This window comes from Leclercia sp. Colony189, from assembly GCF_009740165.1.
GTDB lineage: Bacteria > Pseudomonadota > Gammaproteobacteria > Enterobacterales > Enterobacteriaceae > Enterobacter.
On the sequence record NZ_CP046557.1, the window covers coordinates 4667815 to 4686667 of the forward strand.

Genomic DNA, 18853 nt, shown 5'->3' on the forward strand with positions numbered 1-18853 from the left:
ACTATACCAGAGAATAAAATTAATCGGATTACCTGGCTTACAGAATGAAGGTTTACATGTTGTTTGTGCTCCACCGCGCGAAAAGAGCACAACGATAATTGGGTTATCCTGTCAATGATGTTACTATTCTGTTGCTTTTATGTATAAGAACAGGTAAGCCTTACCATGTCACATTCCTACGATTACGACGCAATTGTTATTGGTTCCGGCCCCGGCGGCGAAGGCGCTGCTATGGGACTGGTTAAACAGGGAGCCAGAGTAGCGGTTATTGAGCGCTACCATAACGTTGGCGGCGGCTGTACCCACTGGGGCACTATCCCTTCCAAAGCCCTCCGCCACGCCGTCAGCCGCATTATTGAATTTAACCAGAACCCTCTTTACAGCGATCACTCCCGTCTTCTTCGTTCCTCCTTTGCCGATATTCTGAATCACGCGGATAACGTGATTAATCAGCAGACGCGCATGCGCCAGGGTTTTTATGAGCGCAACCACTGCGAAATTCTGCAGGGCAGCGCGCATTTTGTGGATGAACATACGCTGGCGCTGGAGTGCCATGACGGTTCTGTTGAAACCATCACCGCAGAGAAATTTGTGATCGCCTGCGGCTCACGCCCGTATCGCCCGGCTGATGTCGATTTCTCTCACCCGCGCGTGTACGACAGCGACTCCATTCTGAGCCTGCACCATGAGCCGCGCCACGTACTCATCTACGGCGCCGGGGTGATCGGCTGTGAATATGCCTCTATCTTCCGCGGTATGAACGTGAAGGTCGACCTGATTAACACCCGCGATCGTCTGCTGGCCTTCCTCGATCAGGAGATGTCTGACTCGCTCTCGTATCACTTCTGGAACAGCGGCGTGGTGATTCGTCACAACGAAGAGTACGAGAAGATTGAAGGCTGTGATGATGGCGTCATCATGCACCTGAAATCGGGTAAAAAGCTGAAAGCCGACTGCCTGCTGTATGCCAATGGCCGTACAGGTAACACCGATTCGCTGGCGCTGGAAAACATCGGTCTGACCACCGACAGCCGCGGGCAGATCAAGGTGAACAGCATGTACCAGACCGCCCTGCCACATATCTATGCCGTCGGGGATGTGATTGGTTATCCAAGCCTGGCGTCAGCGGCGTATGACCAGGGGCGCATTGCGGCTCAGGCGCTGGTGAAAGGCGAAGCGACAGCACACCTGATCGAAGATATCCCGACGGGCATTTACACCATTCCGGAGATCAGTTCTGTAGGGAAAACCGAGCAGCAGCTGACGGCCATGAAGGTGCCTTACGAAGTGGGTCGTGCCCAGTTTAAACATCTGGCGCGGGCGCAAATCGTGGGAATGAGCGTCGGTACGCTGAAGATTTTGTTCCATCGCGAGACGAAAGAGATCCTCGGCATTCACTGCTTCGGTGAACGTGCGGCGGAAATCATCCATATCGGCCAGGCGATCATGGAGCAAAAAGGTGGCGGTAACACCATCGAATACTTTGTTAATACCACCTTTAACTACCCGACCATGGCGGAAGCCTATCGGGTAGCGGCGCTGAACGGCTTAAACCGCCTGTTTTAAGGTGCTGTCGAAATGGCCATCCATTGCACCACGGATGGCCTCCGCCAGCTGCTCATAGCGGCTGCGCAGCGGTGAACCCGGACGATAAACCAGGCCAATGGTACGCCGCGGCTCCGGCTTGATACATGGCAGATAGACCACGCCATCACGCTTATGTTCGCGCGGCACGGCCAGCGCAGGCAGCAGCGTAATACCGCTTCCTGCCGCCACCATGTTACGCAGCGTTTCCAGGCTGGTTGCGCGGAAGTGGGTATCTTCATCGGCACCGGCTTCAAAACAGAAGCCCATCGCCTGATCGCGCAGACAGTGACCATCTTCCAGCATCAGCAGCTTTTCACCGGCCAGATCGGCCATCGGCACGCGATCGCGGCTCGCCCATGGATGATCTTCATAGATCGCCAGCATCATCGGCTCATCAAACAGCGGCACTTCGATAAAGGCTTCGCTCTCTTTGACCAGCGCCAGAATGGCGCAGTCGAGCTTACCGCTATCTAACTGCGCCAGCAGCTGATGGGTTTGCGCTTCATGCAGGTACATTTCGAGTTTAGGGAACGTCTGATGCAGCATAGGAATAATATGCGGCAGCAGGTATGGGCCAACGGTTGGGATCAGGCCAATATGCAGCGGGCCGGACATTGTCTCCCCCTGCTGGCTTGCCATTTCCTTGAGCACTTTGACCTCGCGCAACACGGTGCGCGCCTGATCCACCAGCAGAAGGCCTGCCTGGGTGAACAGCACTTTACGACTGGTGCGCTCCAGCAGCATCACGCCAAGCTCGTCTTCCAGCTTACGAATCTGACCGCTAAGGGTAGGCTGGCTGACGTGGCAGGAGTCTGCCGCGCGGCGAAAATGGCGGTGTTCGGCTAACGCCACCAGGTATTCAAGATCACGAATATTCATTATTCATCCTCCGTCGCCACGATAGTTCATGGCGATAGATAGCATAGCAACGAACGATTATCCCTATCAAGCATTCTGTTGAATAATGCATCACAGAGACGAGGCGGCACCGATTACCCTTGAAGTCCTGTCCCGTCTTACGAGTTTCTCTCAAAACTCGCACAACTAAAGCCAACGTGAACTTTTGCGGACCCCGTGGTCCGCTTTTTTTTTGCGTAAAAAAGCCCAACACAGGGTTGGGCTTTGGTTTGTAGGTCGGATAAGGCGAAGCCGCCATCCGACATATCAGGCATTACACCAGACGGGTTTTCGCATCCGCAATGGCCTGTGCCACCTGCTTCGGCGACACGCCGCCTTTTGCGGCACGCTTATCCAGACAAGACTGCAACGCCAGGATCGGGTAGACATCGTCGCCAATCACGTTACTGAATTTTTGCAGATCGGCAAGCGGGAGATCTTCCAGCGCTTTGCCCTGACGAATCGCTTCCACGACCGCTTCACCGACAATATGGTGCGCTTCACGGAACGGAACGCCTTTCGCCACAAGATAGTCCGCCAGCTCGGTGGAGTTGGCATAGCCCTGCTGGGCCGCTTCCTGGCAGCGCGGGCGTTTCACCTGAATGCCGTCCAGCACCAGGGCCGCCATATGCAGACAGTCCAGCCAGGTGTCGAGCGCGTCGAACAGCCCTTCTTTGTCTTCCTGCATATCTTTGTTGTAGGCCAGCGGCAGACCTTTCAGGGTCATCATCATCCCGGTCAGTGCACCCTGCACACGGCCACACTTACCGCGGATCAGCTCCAGCGCATCCGGGTTTTTCTTCTGCGGCATGAGGGAAGAGCCGGAGGTCACGCGATCAGACAGCTCAACAAATCCGGCTTCACCGGAGTTGAAGAAGATCAGATCTTCGGCGAAGCGCGACAGATGGACCATGCCGATAGAGGCGTTGGAGAGCAGCTCCAGCACGTGGTCACGGTCGGATACACTGTCCAGGCTGTTACGGGTCGCAGAGGCAAAGCCCAGCCAGCCCGCCAGCTGTTCGCGGTCGATTTCATAGGCGGTGCCGGCCAGCGCGCCGCTGCCCAGCGGGCTCACGTCCAGACGCTTTAAGGTGTCCTGCAGACGGCTTTCATCGCGCGCCAGCATCTCGACATAGGCCAACGACCAATGAGCAAAGGTGACAGGCTGCGCACGCTGCAGGTGGGTATACCCCGGCATCACCGCATCCTGGTTATTCTGCGCGGTCTCCACCAGCGCGCTCTGCAACTGACGGTTAGCCGCCAGCAGTTCCGCCACGGTCTCTTTACACCACAGCTTCAGATCGGTTGCGACCTGGTCGTTACGGCTACGGCCAGTGTGCAGCTTTTTACCCAGTTGGCCGACTTTGTCGATCAGTTTGCCTTCCACCCAGCTGTGAATATCTTCGGCATCGCTTTCAAGGATTTGCTGCGGGTTAAGACGCACCTCTTCCAGCAGATTGTTCAGCGCCTCTTCCAGCTGCAACTGTTCGTCTGCGGTCAGCACGCCAACGGTGACCAGCGCTTTGGACCAGGCCACAGAGCCGACGATATCCTGTTCGGCCAGGCGGTAGTCGAAGCGCAAAGAGTCGTTGAACTGTTTGAACCGTTGATCCGCTGCCTGTGTAAAACGCCCACCCCAAAGTGCCATAACATCGTTCCTTTATTCGTTAGTTCTGCCGGGTGGCGCTGCGCTTACCCGGCCTACGGTCATTCATTAAAAACTTACGCTAGAATACGCGTGCCAATCGGCGTGCCGTTAAACAGCGCCGGAAGCTGCTCCGCGTGACGCCAGGAGGCGATATCCACCGGACGGCCCAACGTGCGCGCCGCATCCAGCGCGGCGTTCACTTTGACAATCATGCCGTCAGTAATAATGCCCTGATCAATCAGCTGCTCGGCTTTTGCCGCGGTCATCTCCGCAATGCGCTGGCCTTTGCCGTCCAGAATGCCGCTCACGTCGGAGAGCAGGATCAGGTCTGCGCCCAGCGTTGCCGCCAGGGCGGTTGCCGCCTGGTCAGCGTTGACGTTCATCAGTTGCCCCTCTTCGGTCACCCCGATAGAGCTCACCACCGGCAGGAAACCGCCTTCCAGCAGCGTATTGATCAGTTTTGGCGAACCCGGCTGGGCCAGGCCAACGTGGCCAAGCTCTTCATCGAGCTGGGTCACCTTAACGCTGTCGCCATCGCCCAGGTAGAGCCCGACAGAGGCGATATGGTGTTTCTTCGCCCAAGCCAGCAGGGTTTTGTTTGCCGTACCCGCCAGCGCACCGGTAATGATGTCGATCTGATCGGCAGGCGTCACGCGCAGGCCGTTTTTCTTTTTCACCGGCAGGTTCAGGCCTTTCATTAACTCATCGACCACACAGCCGCCGCCGTGAACAATCACCAGCGGGCGTTGATGTGATTCGCGATAGTTGACCAGCGCGGTAAACAGACGCTCCAGCGCCTCTTCGCTGTCCAGCAGTACACCACCAAGCTTGATAATTAATGGGTTCATCATCACACCTTAAATAAGAGACTGCGTTTCAGCATAGCCAAAACGAATATTTGCGCACTGCATTGCCTGGGCGGCAGCGCCTTTCAGTAAGTTATCTTCTGCGGCCACCACAATCAGGTGCTCGCCCTGCACGGCAAAACCGATGTCGCAGAACGGCAGGCCGACCACATTTTTCAGCGCGGGCACGCCTTTGTCATAGAGACGCACCAGCGGTTTATCCGCATACGCCTGGGTAAAAGCCTCGCTCACCTGCTCTTTGGTCACGCCAGGCTTCAGGCGGCAGGTGATAGTTTCGAGGATCCCACGCGGGAAACTGCCCAGGTGCGGCGTGAAAATCACCTCCGCGCCCAGATGGGTAGTAATTTCCGGGTGGTGGCGGTGGTTAAACACACCATATGGTTGCAGGCTCACTTCACAGAAGCTGTTGGAGATAGCCGCTTTGCGTCCTGCCCCGCTCACGCCGCTGGTGGCGTTGATCACTGGCCACTGGTTCAGATCCAGCAGACCCGCGTCGATCAACGGCTTCAGGGAGAGCTGCGCCGCCGTCGGGTAGCAACCCGGTACGGCAATCAGATTCGCTTCTTTCAGTTTATCTGCGCTCCACTCCGCCAGACCGTAGACTGCCTGTTCAAGCAGGTCCGGGTGCTGATGGGTGAAACCGTAGTATTTTTCATAGAACGCGGCGTCGTTCACGCGGAACGCACCGGAGAGATCGAACACCACGCAACCGGCCGCCAGGAACTGCGGCGCCAGATCGTGGCTGACTTCGTGAGCGGTGGCTAAAAACACCACATCCACGCCGTCGGTAAATTCGCTGATATCCGACATTGGCTGCAATGGCAGATCGACAATCCCTTTAAGCTGCGGATGTAAATCGGAAATTAACTTTCCTGCATCATTGCTTTGCGCTGAGACAGTCAAAGCGGTTATGGTCATATGAGGATGGCGATTCACGTAGCTTACAAGCTCTGCGCCCGCATAACCGCTAGCGCCTACAATCAGCGTATTCAACATCGGGTTCCTTTATGCTCAACGTTAATGTATTTTTATTCACATTTATTGCATGAATATTGATACTATCACGACCTAAGGTGTGTCAACAATGAAAATGAATTTACCGCCATTTATCGAGATCTACCGCGCCCTGATTGCCACGCCGTCCATCAGCGCAACGGAAGAAGCGCTGGATCAGAGTAATGAGACTTTAATCAATCTGCTGGCAGGCTGGTTCAGCGATCTCGGGTTTAAGGTGGAGGTTCAGCCGGTGCCGGGAACCCGTAACAAATTTAACCTGCTCGCCAGTACTGGCCAGGGTGCGGGCGGCCTGCTGCTGGCAGGGCATACCGACACCGTGCCGTTTGATGACGGACGCTGGACGCGCGATCCCTTCACCCTGACCGAGCACGACAACAAGCTCTACGGGCTGGGCACTGCTGACATGAAAGGCTTCTTCGCCTTTATCCTCGACGCGCTGCGTGACGTCGACGTGACAAAACTGAAAAAGCCGCTCTATATTCTGGCTACCGCCGACGAAGAGACCAGCATGGCCGGGGCACGCTACTTCTCGGAAACCACGGCGATTCGCCCGGATTGCGCCATCATCGGCGAGCCGACATCCCTGCAACCGATTCGCGCGCATAAAGGCCATATCTCTACGGCAGTGCGCGTGCTGGGCCAGTCCGGCCACTCCAGCGATCCGGCGCGCGGCGTTAACGCTATTGAACTGATGCACGACGCCATTGGCCGCATCATGACGCTGCGCGACGACCTGAAGGAGCGGTATCACTACGATGCCTTCACGGTCCCTTACCCGACGCTGAACCTCGGCAGCCTGCACGGTGGTGATGCCTCTAACCGTATCTGCGCCTGCTGTGAACTGCATATGGATATTCGCCCGCTGCCGGGCATGACCCTGAGCGACCTCGACGGCTTGCTGAACGAAGCGTTGGCCCCGGTGAGCGAGCGCTGGCCGGGTCGCCTGACGGTCTCTGAGCTGCATCCGCCAATCCCGGGTTACGAGTGCCCGCCGGACCATCAGCTGGTGGAAGTGGTGGAAAAACTGCTCGGCGAGAAAACCGACGTGGTGAACTACTGCACCGAAGCGCCGTTTATTCAGACCCTCTGCCCGACCCTGGTGCTTGGCCCAGGCTCTATTAACCAGGCCCACCAGCCGGATGAGTACCTGGAAACCCGCTTTATCAAGCCAACCCGCGAACTGATCGCTCAGGTTGTGCATCACTTCTGCTGGCATTAATGACTGTTCCCCTCTTTCGCGAGAGGGGAAAAATCTCATGATCTTCGTCACATTCTCATAAGCATCTCTTATCTGACGCAAAGCGAATTAAATTTCGTAAATTGCCCCTATTTATTCGTTTGCTGAACCGTTTTCGCAGCAATTGACGACGGGGGTTTTACGTGGCTTTATAAAGGGAGATGACAAAATAATGTCCGCGAGATGGCTTTACGGGCATAAACAAAAATGATGGGGTGACTGGGTTTTTATGAACGAACAATATTCCGCGTTGCGTAGTAATGTCAGTATGCTCGGCAAGGTGCTGGGAGATACCATCAAGGATGCGTTGGGCGAGAACATTCTCGATCGCGTTGAAACAATCCGTAAGCTGTCCAAATCTTCCCGCGCGGGTAACGAAGCCAATCGTCAGGAGCTGCTCACCACGCTGCAGAACCTCTCCAACGACGAACTGCTCCCTGTTGCCCGAGCCTTCAGCCAGTTCCTGAACCTGGCAAACACCGCCGAGCAGTACCACAGCATTTCGCCGAATGGCGAAGGGGCCAGCAACCCGGAAGTGATTGCCCGCACGCTCAGAAAACTCAAGGACCAACCCGATCTTAACGAAGCCACCATCAAAAAGGCCGTCGAGTCCCTGTCGCTGGAGCTGGTGCTCACCGCCCACCCGACCGAGATCACCCGTCGTACCCTGATCCACAAAATGGTGGAAGTGAATAACTGCCTGAAGCAGCTGGATAACAAAGAGATCGCTGATTACGAACGTAACCAGCTGATGCGCCGTCTGCGCCAGCTGATTGCCCAGTCCTGGCATACCGATGAAATTCGTAAGCACCGTCCAAGCCCGGTTGACGAAGCCAAATGGGGCTTTGCGGTGGTGGAAAACAGCCTGTGGGAAGGGGTGCCAAACTACCTGCGCGAGCTGAACGAGCAACTGGAAGAGAACCTCGGCTACCGCCTGCCGGTGGATTTTGTGCCGGTACGCTTCACCTCCTGGATGGGCGGCGACCGCGACGGCAACCCGAATGTGACTGCCGACATCACCCGCCACGTACTGCTGCTGAGCCGCTGGAAAGCCACCGACCTGTTCCTGAAAGATATTCAGGTGCTCATCTCTGAGCTGTCGATGGTTGAAGCCACGCCGGAACTGCGCGAGCTGGCCGGCGAAGAGGGTGCCAGCGAGCCGTATCGTTATCTGATGAAAAAACTGCGCGGCCAGTTGCTGGCGACGCAGGCCTGGCTGGAAGCCCGCCTGAAAGGCCAGCGTCTGCCGAAGCCGGAAGGACTGCTGAGCCAGAACGAGCAGCTCTGGGATCCGCTGTATGCCTGCTATAAATCGCTGCAGGCCTGCGGTATGGGCATCATCGCCAACGGCGAACTGCTCGACACCCTGCGCCGCGTGAAGTGTTTTGGCGTGCCGCTGGTACGTATCGACGTGCGTCAGGAGAGCACCCGTCACACCGAAGCGCTGGGCGAGCTGACCCGCTATCTTGGCATTGGCGACTATGAAAGCTGGTCAGAAGCTGACAAACAGGCCTTCCTGATCCGCGAGCTGAACTCCAAGCGTCCGCTGCTGCCGCGCAACTGGGAGCCAAGCAACGAAACCCGCGAAGTGCTCAACACCTGCAAAGCGATCGTTGATGCGCCGAAAGGATCGGTGGCCGCCTATGTGATCTCCATGGCGAAGACCCCATCCGACGTGCTGGGTGTTCATCTGCTGCTGAAAGAGGCGGGCATCGACTATGCGCTGCCGGTGGCACCGCTGTTCGAAACCCTTGATGACCTGAACAACGCTAACGACGTGATGACCCAGCTGCTGAATATCGACTGGTATCGCGGCTTTATTCAGGGCAAACAGATGGTGATGATTGGCTATTCCGACTCCGCAAAAGACGCGGGCGTAATGGCAGCATCCTGGGCGCAGTATCAGGCGCAGGACGCACTGATCAAGACCTGCGAGAAAGCCGGTATTGAACTGACCCTGTTCCACGGTCGCGGCGGCTCTATCGGTCGTGGCGGTGCGCCAGCGCATGCGGCGCTGCTTTCCCAGCCGCCGGGCAGCCTGAAAGGCGGTCTGCGTGTGACCGAACAGGGCGAGATGATCCGCTTCAAGTACGGCCTGCCGGAAGTGACCATCAGCAGCCTGTCGCTCTACACCAGCGCCATTCTGGAAGCCAACCTGCTGCCGCCGCCGGAGCCGAAAGAAGCCTGGTGCCATATTATGGACGAGCTGTCAGATATCTCCTGCGATCTGTACCGCGGCTACGTGCGTGAAAACAAAGATTTCGTCCCTTACTTCCGCTCGGCTACACCGGAGCAGGAGCTGGGAAAACTGCCGCTCGGCTCCCGTCCGGCCAAGCGTCGCCCGACCGGTGGCGTAGAGTCCCTGCGTGCCATTCCCTGGATCTTCGCGTGGACGCAAAACCGCCTGATGCTCCCGGCCTGGCTGGGTGCCGGTGCCGCGCTGCAAAAGGTGGTGGACGATGGCAAGCAGAGCGAACTGGAAACCATGTGCCGCGACTGGCCGTTCTTCTCTACCCGTCTGGGCATGCTGGAGATGGTCTTCTCCAAAGTCGACCTGTGGCTGGCGGAATACTACGACCAGCGCCTGGTGAAACCCGAGCTGTGGAAGCTGGGTAAAGAGCTGCGCGAGCTACTGGAAGGCGACATCAAAGTGGTGCTGGCTATCGCCAACGATTCCCACCTGATGGCCGATCTGCCGTGGATTGCGGAGTCTATCCAGCTGCGTAACATCTACACCGACCCGCTGAACGTTCTGCAGGCAGAGCTGCTGTACCGTTCACGTAAAGCGGAAGAAGAGGGCCAGGAGCCAGATCCGCGCGTGGAACAAGCGCTGATGGTCACCATCGCGGGCGTTGCGGCGGGGATGCGTAACACCGGCTAAGCGTAAACCTGATGTAATCAGGCCACACTATGTGTGGCCTTTTTTTATGCTTACAGGTAAGGTTTTGGCTTTGTTGCAACGGGAGAAGGTAAATTATGCAGCCAGATATCAGTCACATACTGGCAGAATTAATTGGTAGCCCTGTGCGGCTGGGTCATGTTCATTTTGCCAGCTCACCTTCTCCGGCCCCTGCCCTTGCATTACAGGTTGATTTCCCACGCCTTGAAATTATCCTGGAGGGCGTCGTTGAGGAGAGCGCCGCACCGGCGTTACAGCAGTACGACATCCTGTATATACCCGCGGGCGGATGGAATTTCCCTCACTGGCGACAGCCTGCGACAACCTTGAGTATCCTCTTCGGCAAACAGCAGCTCGGTTTTAGCGTCCTGCAATGGGATGGCGTCATGCACCGCAATCTGGCTAAACAACATGTTGCCCGGCGCGGGCCGCGCATTGGTTCTTTTCTGCTACAAACGCTGCACGAAATGCAGATGCAGCCGCAGGAGCAGCAGACCGCGCGCCTGGTCGTCGCCAGTCTGCTGAGTCATTGCAACGACCTGCTTGGCAGCCAGATCCAGACGGCATCGCGCAGCCAGGCGCTGTTCGACGCTATTCGCAGCCACATCGATGATAATTACGCTTCGCCGCTTACCCGGGAATCTGTAGCCCAGGCGTTTTATATCTCACCCAACTACCTGTCGCATCTTTTTCAAAAAACCGGTGCGGTGGGCTTTAATGAATACCTGACGCATATCCGTCTTGAACACGCGCGTCAGTTACTTAAGGGCTATGATCTGAAAGTGAAAGAGGTGGCGCACGCCTGCGGATTTGTCGACAGCAACTATTTTTGTCGGCTGTTTCGTAAGAACACGGAACGTTCCCCGTCAGAGTATCGTCGCCAGTATCATAGCCAGTTGACCGGTAAGGCCGTTAAGTCAGATTAACCTGCGTGTGCTGAGGGGCGGTTAACAACTTCCGCACGGCGCTCATTACCTTGTGCGGCTCGCGCAGAAAGGCGTTGATACCACATTTCACATAACGACAATATTCAAAGCGTTCGCTACCCGCCAGTTCAATATCGGTGATTAACAGTGCCAGATCGGCACGATGGATATCCTCTTCTGTCAGCTCGTTTTCAATCCCTAACGCCCCCTGGGTTTCGATACGGACAGCCCAGTTCTCTTGCTGACAAAGTTTTTCCAGACGCTCGGCGGCCATGTAGGTGTGCGCCACGCCGCTCACGCAGGCTGTTACCGCCACCAGTTGTCTTCCCGTCATGACTGACATTGTTAACCTCCCACGGTTACCTGAAAACCTGCACGTTCTGCCAGCAGGCGTATGGCGGCAATCTCATTCGCATCCGGCGCGGCCACATCACGCATTAACCATGTTTGCCCTAGCAGACGGTATTTTGGTTCGCCATATTGATGAAAAGGCAGTAAATGCAGCTGCCGTATCCCTGAGGGTATCAGAAATTCCAGCACGCGCGTGATGTTGGCCGAGTCCAGTGTGTAGCCCGGGATAAGCGGAATCCGGGGGATGACGTTAACCCCCTCTGCCGCCAGGCTGCGCAAGTTCTGTAACACGCGGGGCAAATTCATATTCACGATAGCCCGCGCCTGCTCTGGTTCCATGATCTTCAGGTCGAACAGCACTTCATCGCACTGCTGCGCCAGCGGCAGCAAACGCGACAACGGCGCATCACCCGCCGTCTCGATTGCGGTATGCACGCCATAACGGCGCAAACGTTGCAAAAATTGTGTGGCGAAAGGCGCCTGCATCAGTACTTCTCCGCCTGACAGCGTGACGCCGCCGCCAGAAGCGCGAAAGAAAACATCGTCTTTCATCACCTCCTGTTCCAGCTCGTCGAGCGTCACATCCCGGCCGATCCGCTCAAACGCCCCCGAAGGGCACTCATCGGCATCGCGTAAACAGGGCGCGCAATGCAGGCATTTGCTCTCCCGGCGTACGGTTTCGATTTTTGGCGACATCGATTCAGGGTTGGCGCACCACGGACAGGTATGCGGGCACCCTTTAAAGAAGACCACGGTACGTATGCCGCGCCCGTCATTCAGGGAGTAACGCTGGATATTGAAGATGCGCGCCACAGGCGCGCGTGTCTCAATGACCTCACAGCTGATGCGCGGTGCGGCGGATAATGTCATCCTGGATCTCCTTCGACAACTCGACAAAGAAGGCGCTGTATCCGGCAACCCTGACCACCAACCCGGCAAAATCCTGCGGGCGCAGCTGGGCTTCACGCAGCGTATCTCCATTCACCACGTTGAACTGAACGTGCTGTAGTTTGAGCTGGGTAAACGCGCGCAGGAAATCGGCCAGCTTTTGCAGCCCGGCATCGCCCTCAAGCGTCGCCGGAGTAAATTTCACGTTGAGCAAAGTGCCATTGGAGAGCAGATAATTATCCAGTTTACTGACGGATTTCAGCACCGCCGTAGGCCCCTGCATATCCTGACCGAGCATCGGTGAGAGACCGCCATCCGCGAGCTGCTCCCCTGCCAGCCGACCATCTGGCGTAGCTCCCACTACGGCACCTAGCGGGACGTGCGCCGACACCGTATAAGAGCCCGGCGTGAATTGCCCACCTCTTGGATTGCGATATTTTTCGACCTCTTTGCAATAATGGCGCAGCAGTTCCGCACTAATATTGTCAACTTCGTCGATATCATTGCCATATTTATCGAAGCGGTTGATCAGACGCGCCCGGATTTTTTCTCCTTCCGGAGTGGCAAAATTGGCTTTCAATAGTGCCAGTAGCTCATCAAAACTTAAGCGCTGCTGCTCAAACACCATCCCTTTTAATGCATGTAGCGAGTCGCTCAGGTTGGCGATCCCAATGCCCTGCACACCGGAGAAGTTATAGCGGGCGCCGCCGTCGGTGATCTCTTTTCCGTTGTCCAGGCAATCGCTGATAAAGGAGGAGAGCAGCGGCACTGGCGCCCAGTCCCGATGCCCGATATCGCATATATTGCTCCCTTCAACCATCAGGGCAATGTAATGGTTTATTTTGTGGCGAATATCGTCGAGCAATTCTTCATAGGTCAACCCGGCATTACCTTCGTTCTCCTGCATGGCGATTTCCATGACTTTCAGCAGGTTAAACATGGCGATATCGTGTAAACCGTAAGTTTTGCCCGGTATAGAAAGCTCAACGCAGCCAACAACGGCGTAATCCCTGGCATCTTCCAGCGACACGCCACGATTAAGGAATGCGGGCACCACCACTTCATCGTTAAAAATCTGTGGGATGCCGGTACCGAGGCGGATAGTCTCTGCCGTTTTCAGCAGGAAGGGCCTGTCGATCAGCTCGTTGACACGTACGCCAAGATTGGGTTGCGGTAGCTGAACGCTCTGGTAGGCGTCCAGACAGAGGAATGACAATACGTTCACCGCGCTGCGGCCATTTTCGGTCAGGCCGCCTAACAGCGCGGTATAACCGGTCGGAAACCCGGCGAAATAGCGGGCGCTACTGGTGGAGCGTAGCAGCACCACGTCATTACATTTTACCCAGAGCGATTCCAGCAGCTCTTTGAGGAACGCGGCGTCTTCGCCCTGGGTGAGCGAAGCCTGGTAGAACGGCAGCATATATTGGTCGAAGCGACCAATGGAGAGCGAACTGGCGTTCGATTCATACTGCAAAATAATGTTCATATACCAGAACAGCTGACACGCCTGCCAGAAGGTCTGCGGCTTATGCTGCGCGTTATGCCGCGAGATCTCAGCGATGGTCAGTAGCTCCTGACGACGCGCGGCATCCGGGCAGTTTGCCGCCATCTTATCCGCCAGCAACGCATAACGCAAAATGTGGCGTTGGGAGGCTTCAAGCAGCAGCAGAGCGGCCTGGTAGAAGATGTTTTGTGGATCTTGCGCGCAGTGCGCGCGCATCTGGGCCACTAAGGCGCCCAACCCGTTATTCAACAAGCGCGGATAGTCGATGATAATGTGGCCCTGGCCTTTATCCGTCTGGTTAATACTGAATATTTGGGTGCCAACGGCGGCTTTTACCTCATCCGTCATCTGGCTGTTGATGAAGTCTTTCATCGAACGTTTTTCCCAGTAGGGATAAAGTTGTTCGCGATAGGTTTGCTTATCCTGCTCGCTGATTTCAAAACGGTCCTGAGGGCGGGTGGGGAATTGATCCAGCTCTTTCAGCAGCCAGTAGGGATCCATTTCCGGAGACATAATCCCGGCGCGCGGTTTCACCGTGCGGTTACCGGCAATCAACTCCTCATCACGAATCGCAATTTCTACGTGGTCAAGAATATACGCCGTCGCTTTCGCCCGGCGTATCATTACCGGTTCACCTTCCGTTTGTTGATGACTGGCGGTGTAAAGCACTGCGCGTTCGAGCGAAATCTCTCGTGGGTGAGCAAATAGCGCGTCTTTCAGGCGTTGGATACGGTTCGTCATGAGGACACTCCGGTAGAGGAAAACACTCCCGCCCCTCAGGGCGGGTGGAGATCAGGCAGTTTGCGCCAGATGCGCATCAATTTTGTTCATGATCGCTTCGGCGCGTTTTACCGCGTCGCTGATGTTGACGCGCACGATGGTTTTTCCAGTGAAGCGCTCTTCAAATTTGATGCCGATGTCTTTGGTCAGAATGACCATATCCGCCGCGGCGATCTCTTCGGCTGTAAGCTCATTCTCCAGACCAATCGAGCCCTGCGTTTCGACTTTGACTTCCCAGCCTTTCGCTTTCGCCGCGCTTTCAAGCGCTTCCGCAGCCATGTAGGTATGCGCTACGCCAGATGGACATGCGGTTACTGCAACAATTCGGGTCATGCTCTCTTCCTCACTCAGTTAATTTCAAAATCCAGATCCAGGTCGTCATCTTTTTGCGCAACCTGAGTCGTGTTCTTACGCGCCAGACTCTTCAGCACATTGACGCTCACTGCCGTTACCACCGCACCGACCACAATCGCAGCGATATAGCCCAGCTTGCCTTCCACGACGGGCAGCACAATCAGGCCGCCCCATCCGGCGTAACACTGCGCTCCAAGCATTGCCGCGGTCACGGCGCCACAGACGGAGCCCAGCATGATCGAGGGGATAACCCGCAGGGGATCGGCGGCGGCAAAAGGAATCGCCCCTTCGGTGACGCCAACACAGCCCATCACCAGAGCCGCTTTCCCGGCTTCACGCTCTTCGCCGCTGAAATTTTTACGGTTAATCAGCGTTGCCAGGCCCAGCCCCAGCGGCGGCACACAGATGCCAACCGCGGCAATCGCCACGACGGTATAAACCCCCTGAGCCACACAAATCAGCATAAAGGCATAGGCAACTTTGTTGATGGGCCCACCCATATCGAAGGCCAGCATCAGCCCCATGATCACGGCCAGTACGACGATGCTTCCCTGCTGCATACCTTGCAGCCACTGGGTTAAGCCAGTTGTGAGCGCGCCAACAGGTTCACCCAACCCCCACATCATGATGCCTGCAGTAATAAAGGTGCCGATGATGGGGATGATGAAGATGGGCATGACGGAGCGCAGAACTTTCGCTACGGGCAGCTTTTTCAGGTAATAGACGACGATACCGCCCAGTACCCCGGCAATAATCGCCCCGAAGAACCCGGCGCCGAAGCTGTTGCCAACCCAGGCCGCAATGGCGCAGGGCGCCAACGCCGCGCGCTCAGCAATGGAATAACCGATGTAGGCGGCCAGGAATGGCACCATCAGCGTGAGTCCGGCAACACCAATATCAAACAGTTTTTTCAGATTGGGATCGGTCGCGGCATCCGGCACCGCGCCCTTGCCGTAGAGCATTACGGATATCGCCAGCAAGATACCGCCCGCCACGACAAAGGGGATCATATGCGATACCCCTGTCATCAGATGCTGTCGCGTGTTTTTAAGAATCTGCACCAGTTCTTTCATAGGTCGCTCCCGGGCTATGTTTGGCCCAAATCCATAACGATGTTGTGGCAAACAATAGGCAATCCGGCGGGGTACAGACAGTGGATAAAAACGCCATTTACTGGATTTTTGTAATATAGAAAGAAAAATGCGATCCGCCTCTTAATTTCTTCTCCTTCTGACTCGCGCCAGATAAAAGGCGTGTTGTGAACAAAGTCTCACTTCCAGCGAGACATTACATTTGTCCAGTTTTTGGCAGAAATGTCACATAGCGCGCATCCTCGCCACACTCGTATGCTGATTGCCATGTATGACTCGTGATTTCAGGAGTGGTTATGGCTCTGGTGGTGGAATTTACCTGTGATTTGCCTAATGGCGTTCATGCGCGGCCGGCAAGTCATGTTGAAACGCTGTGTAATTCATTTACGTCACAGATTGTGTGGCACAATCTGCGTAGCGGCCGGAAAGGCAGTGCGAAAAGCGCGCTGGCGCTGATTGGCACCGACACGCTGGCAGGGGATGCTTGCCGTCTGCTTATTACTGGCGCGGATGAACAGGATGCGCATCAGCAACTTGAAAGGTGGTTTAAAGAAGAGTTTCCTCACTGCGATGCTCCGCTGGCTGCAGCCATCAATACCGAACTTTCCCCGCTGCCTGAATCCTTAACACGCCTTAATCCCACGTTGTTTCGCGCGCTGGCGGTTTGCAGCGGTAGCGCCCAGGGGGTCTTAACGCTCCTGACCTCCCTTGATCTCAATGCGTTAACCGATTTACCCACTGCCGGAACCCAGGAAGAGGAACAGTCGGCGCTGGATAATGGCCTGAAGCTGCTGGTTAAAAACATTGAGCTGCGCATGCTGGATAACGACAGTACGGCCAGCGCCATTCTGGAGGCGCATCGCTCGCTGGCCACGGACGCCTCGCTGCGCCAGCAGCTTCTGGCAGGCATTAATGAAGGGTTAAGCTGCGCGCAGGCCGTGGTTAAGACCGCCAGCCATTTTTGCGCAGAGTTTGCCCGCTCCAGCAGCAGTTATCTTCAGGAGCGCGTGCTGGATGTACGCGATGTTTGCTATCAGCTGTTGCAGCACATCTACGGCGAGCAGCGCTTCCCGGTGCCGGGCCAGCTGACGCAACCGAGTATTTGCCTGGCTGACGATCTTACTCCCGGCCAGTTTCTCGAGCTTGATAAAACGCTGCTGAAAGGGTTGCTGTTAAAAAGCGGCGGCACCACGTCGCACACCGTTATTCTTGCACGTTCCTTTAATATTCCGACGCTGGTGGGGGTTGATAGCGAAAGCCTGCTCCAGTGGCGCAAACAGCCGGTATTTATTGACGGCAATGCCGGCGCGGTGGTGGTGAACGCCAGCGAAGCTGTGGCGCGTTATTACCAGCAGGAAGCGTATGTTCAGCAAGCCCTGCGTCAGCAGCAGAGCGTCTGGCTGAACCAGGAGGCGCGAAGCGCGGATGGCCTGCGTATTGAGGTGGCTGCCAACATCGCGCATGCGCTGGAAGCCCAGACAGCCTTTGGCAACGGCGCAGAAGCGGTCGGTCTGTTCCGCACTGAAATGCTCTATATGGACCGCGCCAGCGCGCCGAGTGAAAACGAGCTTTACAACATTTTTTGCCAGTCGCTGGAGAGCGCAGGTGGGCGCAGCATCATCGTGCGCACGATGGATATCGGTGGCGATAAACCAGTGGAGTACCTGAACATCCCGGCGGAGAACAACCCATTCCTGGGCTATCGCGCGGTACGTATTTACGAAGAGTACGCCGCGCTCTTCACGACTCAACTGCGGGCGATCCTCCGCGCATCAGCCCACGGCAGGCTGAAGATCATGATCCCGATGATCTCCTCAATGGAAGAGATCCTGTGGGTCAAAGAGAAGCTCGCTGAAGCAAAACAGCAGCTGCGCAGCGAACAGATCCCCTTTGATGAAAAAATCCCGCTCGGCATCATGCTGGAGGTGCCGTCCGTGATGTTCATCATCGATCAGTGCTGCGAAGAGATTGATTTCTTTAGTATCGGCAGCAACGACCTGACGCAATATCTGCTGGCGGTGGACCGCGATAACGCCAAAGTCACCCGTCACTACAACAGCCTGAACCCGGCGTTTCTGCGCGCGCTGGATTATGCCGTGCAGGCAGTCCACCGCCAGGGAAAATGGATTGGCCTGTGCGGCGAGTTGGGCGCCAAAGGCTCAGTCTTGCCGCTGCTGGTCGGCCTGGGGCTGGATGAAATCAGCATGGGTTCACCCGCGATCCCGGCAACCAAAGCGCGCCTTGCGCAGTTGGACAGCCGCGCCTGCCGTCAGTTGCTTAATCAGGCAATGAATTGCCGCACCTCGCTGGAAGTTGAACATCTGCTGGCGCAGTTCCGTATGAATCAACAGGACACGCCGCTGGTGACCCCGGTCTGCATTTCGCTGGATAACGACTGGCGCAGCAAAGAAGAGGTGCTGAAAGGCATGACGGATAATCTGCTCCTCGCCGGGCGCTGCCGCTATCCGCGCAAGCTGGAGGCCGATCTCTGGGCGCGTGAAGCCGTGTTCTCTACGGGCCTCGGCTTTAGCTTCGCCATCCCACATAGCAAATCTGAACATATTGAACAGTCGACCATTAGCGTCGCCCGATTAAAAACCCCGGTGCCATGGGGCGAGGAGGAGGCCCAGTTCATTATTATGCTCACGCTCAATAAACATGCCGCTGGTGACCAGCACATGCGCATCTTCTCGCGCCTGGCGCGCCGGATTATGCATGCCGATTTCCGCAACGCGCTGGTCAATGCCAGCTCCGAAGAGGCTATTGCCACCCTGCTGCAACATGAATTAGAACTGTAAAACGAGGAAG

14 protein-coding genes are annotated in these 18853 nt (G+C 56.3%); 5 read left to right on the top strand and 9 right to left on the bottom strand.

All coding sequences use genetic code 11. The annotated features are described in order from the left end of the window. Window positions 1–165: 165 nt before the first annotated feature. The gene (gene sthA / locus GNG29_RS22330; protein WP_103177481.1) at window positions 166–1566 is read left to right on the top strand and encodes a Si-specific NAD(P)(+) transhydrogenase; all 1401 of its coding nucleotides are present in this window, start codon (window positions 166–168) and stop codon (window positions 1564–1566) included. Here sthA and oxyR read toward each other — a convergent pair. The 4 genes from oxyR to argC form a co-directional block, all read right to left on the bottom strand. Next, complete coding sequence (oxyR, locus tag GNG29_RS22335; protein WP_103177482.1) at window positions 1549–2466, bottom strand: DNA-binding transcriptional regulator OxyR; 918 nt, start codon at window positions 2464–2466, stop codon at window positions 1549–1551. The two genes, sthA and oxyR, sit on opposite strands and share 18 nt — an antisense overlap. Before the next feature lie 292 nt (window positions 2467–2758). Then, a complete protein-coding gene (gene argH / locus GNG29_RS22340) occupies window positions 2759–4132 on the bottom strand; it encodes an argininosuccinate lyase (protein WP_103177483.1) in 1374 nt (457 codons plus the stop codon). A 74-nt stretch (window positions 4133–4206) separates the two neighbouring features. Next, complete coding sequence (argB, locus tag GNG29_RS22345; RefSeq protein ID WP_103177484.1) at window positions 4207–4983, bottom strand: acetylglutamate kinase; 777 nt, start codon at window positions 4981–4983, stop codon at window positions 4207–4209. 6 nt (window positions 4984–4989) lie between these two features. After that, window positions 4990–5994 (bottom strand): N-acetyl-gamma-glutamyl-phosphate reductase, encoded by a 1005-nt coding sequence (gene argC / locus GNG29_RS22350; RefSeq protein WP_103177485.1) that lies wholly within the window; start codon window positions 5992–5994, stop codon window positions 4990–4992. Window positions 5995–6082: 88 nt separating this feature from the next. Here argC and argE point away from each other — a divergent pair, with 88 nt between their 5' ends. The 3 genes from argE (at window position 6083) to GNG29_RS22365 (ending at window position 11077) form a co-directional block, all read left to right on the top strand. Then, on the top strand, window positions 6083–7234 hold the full coding sequence (gene argE / locus GNG29_RS22355) for an acetylornithine deacetylase (RefSeq protein ID WP_156655367.1): 1152 nt from the start codon (window positions 6083–6085) through the stop codon (window positions 7232–7234). A 247-nt stretch (window positions 7235–7481) separates the two neighbouring features. Beyond that, window positions 7482–10133 (top strand): phosphoenolpyruvate carboxylase, encoded by a 2652-nt coding sequence (gene ppc, locus GNG29_RS22360; protein ID WP_103177487.1) that lies wholly within the window; start codon window positions 7482–7484, stop codon window positions 10131–10133. A gap of 95 nt (window positions 10134–10228) precedes the next feature. Then, window positions 10229–11077 carry a helix-turn-helix transcriptional regulator gene (locus GNG29_RS22365; protein WP_103177488.1) on the top strand — a complete coding sequence of 283 codons (849 nt, stop codon included), beginning with the start codon at window positions 10229–10231 and terminating at the stop codon, window positions 11075–11077. Here the strand turns inward: GNG29_RS22365 and GNG29_RS22370 are convergent. The 5 genes from GNG29_RS22370 to GNG29_RS22390 are packed head-to-tail and all read right to left on the bottom strand — an operon-like array spanning window position 11064 to window position 16027. Further along, window positions 11064–11411, bottom strand: a complete 348-nt coding sequence (locus tag GNG29_RS22370) for a PTS fructose-like transporter subunit IIB (RefSeq protein ID WP_371816563.1) — start codon at window positions 11409–11411, stop codon at window positions 11064–11066. The genes GNG29_RS22365 and GNG29_RS22370 overlap by 14 nt on opposite strands. 11 nt (window positions 11412–11422) lie before the next feature. Beyond that, window positions 11423–12298: a [formate-C-acetyltransferase]-activating enzyme gene (locus GNG29_RS22375; protein ID WP_156655368.1), complete on the bottom strand. Its 876-nt coding sequence runs from the start codon at window positions 12296–12298 to the stop codon at window positions 11423–11425. Beyond that, on the bottom strand, window positions 12264–14561 hold the full coding sequence (locus GNG29_RS22380) for a formate C-acetyltransferase (RefSeq protein ID WP_156655369.1): 2298 nt from the start codon (window positions 14559–14561) through the stop codon (window positions 12264–12266). The genes GNG29_RS22375 and GNG29_RS22380 overlap by 35 nt, the downstream gene beginning before the upstream one ends. 51 nt (window positions 14562–14612) lie before the next feature. After that, window positions 14613–14933 carry a PTS fructose-like transporter subunit IIB gene (locus tag GNG29_RS22385; RefSeq protein ID WP_103177492.1) on the bottom strand — a complete coding sequence of 107 codons (321 nt, stop codon included), beginning with the start codon at window positions 14931–14933 and terminating at the stop codon, window positions 14613–14615. A 14-nt stretch (window positions 14934–14947) separates the two neighbouring features. Then, window positions 14948–16027 (bottom strand): PTS fructose transporter subunit EIIC, encoded by a 1080-nt coding sequence (locus tag GNG29_RS22390; RefSeq protein WP_103177493.1) that lies wholly within the window; start codon window positions 16025–16027, stop codon window positions 14948–14950. 314 nt (window positions 16028–16341) lie between these two features. Between GNG29_RS22390 and ptsP the strand changes: the two genes are divergently transcribed. Next, complete coding sequence (gene ptsP, locus GNG29_RS22395; RefSeq protein WP_156655370.1) at window positions 16342–18843, top strand: phosphoenolpyruvate--protein phosphotransferase; 2502 nt, start codon at window positions 16342–16344, stop codon at window positions 18841–18843. The last annotated feature ends 10 nt before the right edge of the window (window positions 18844–18853 follow it).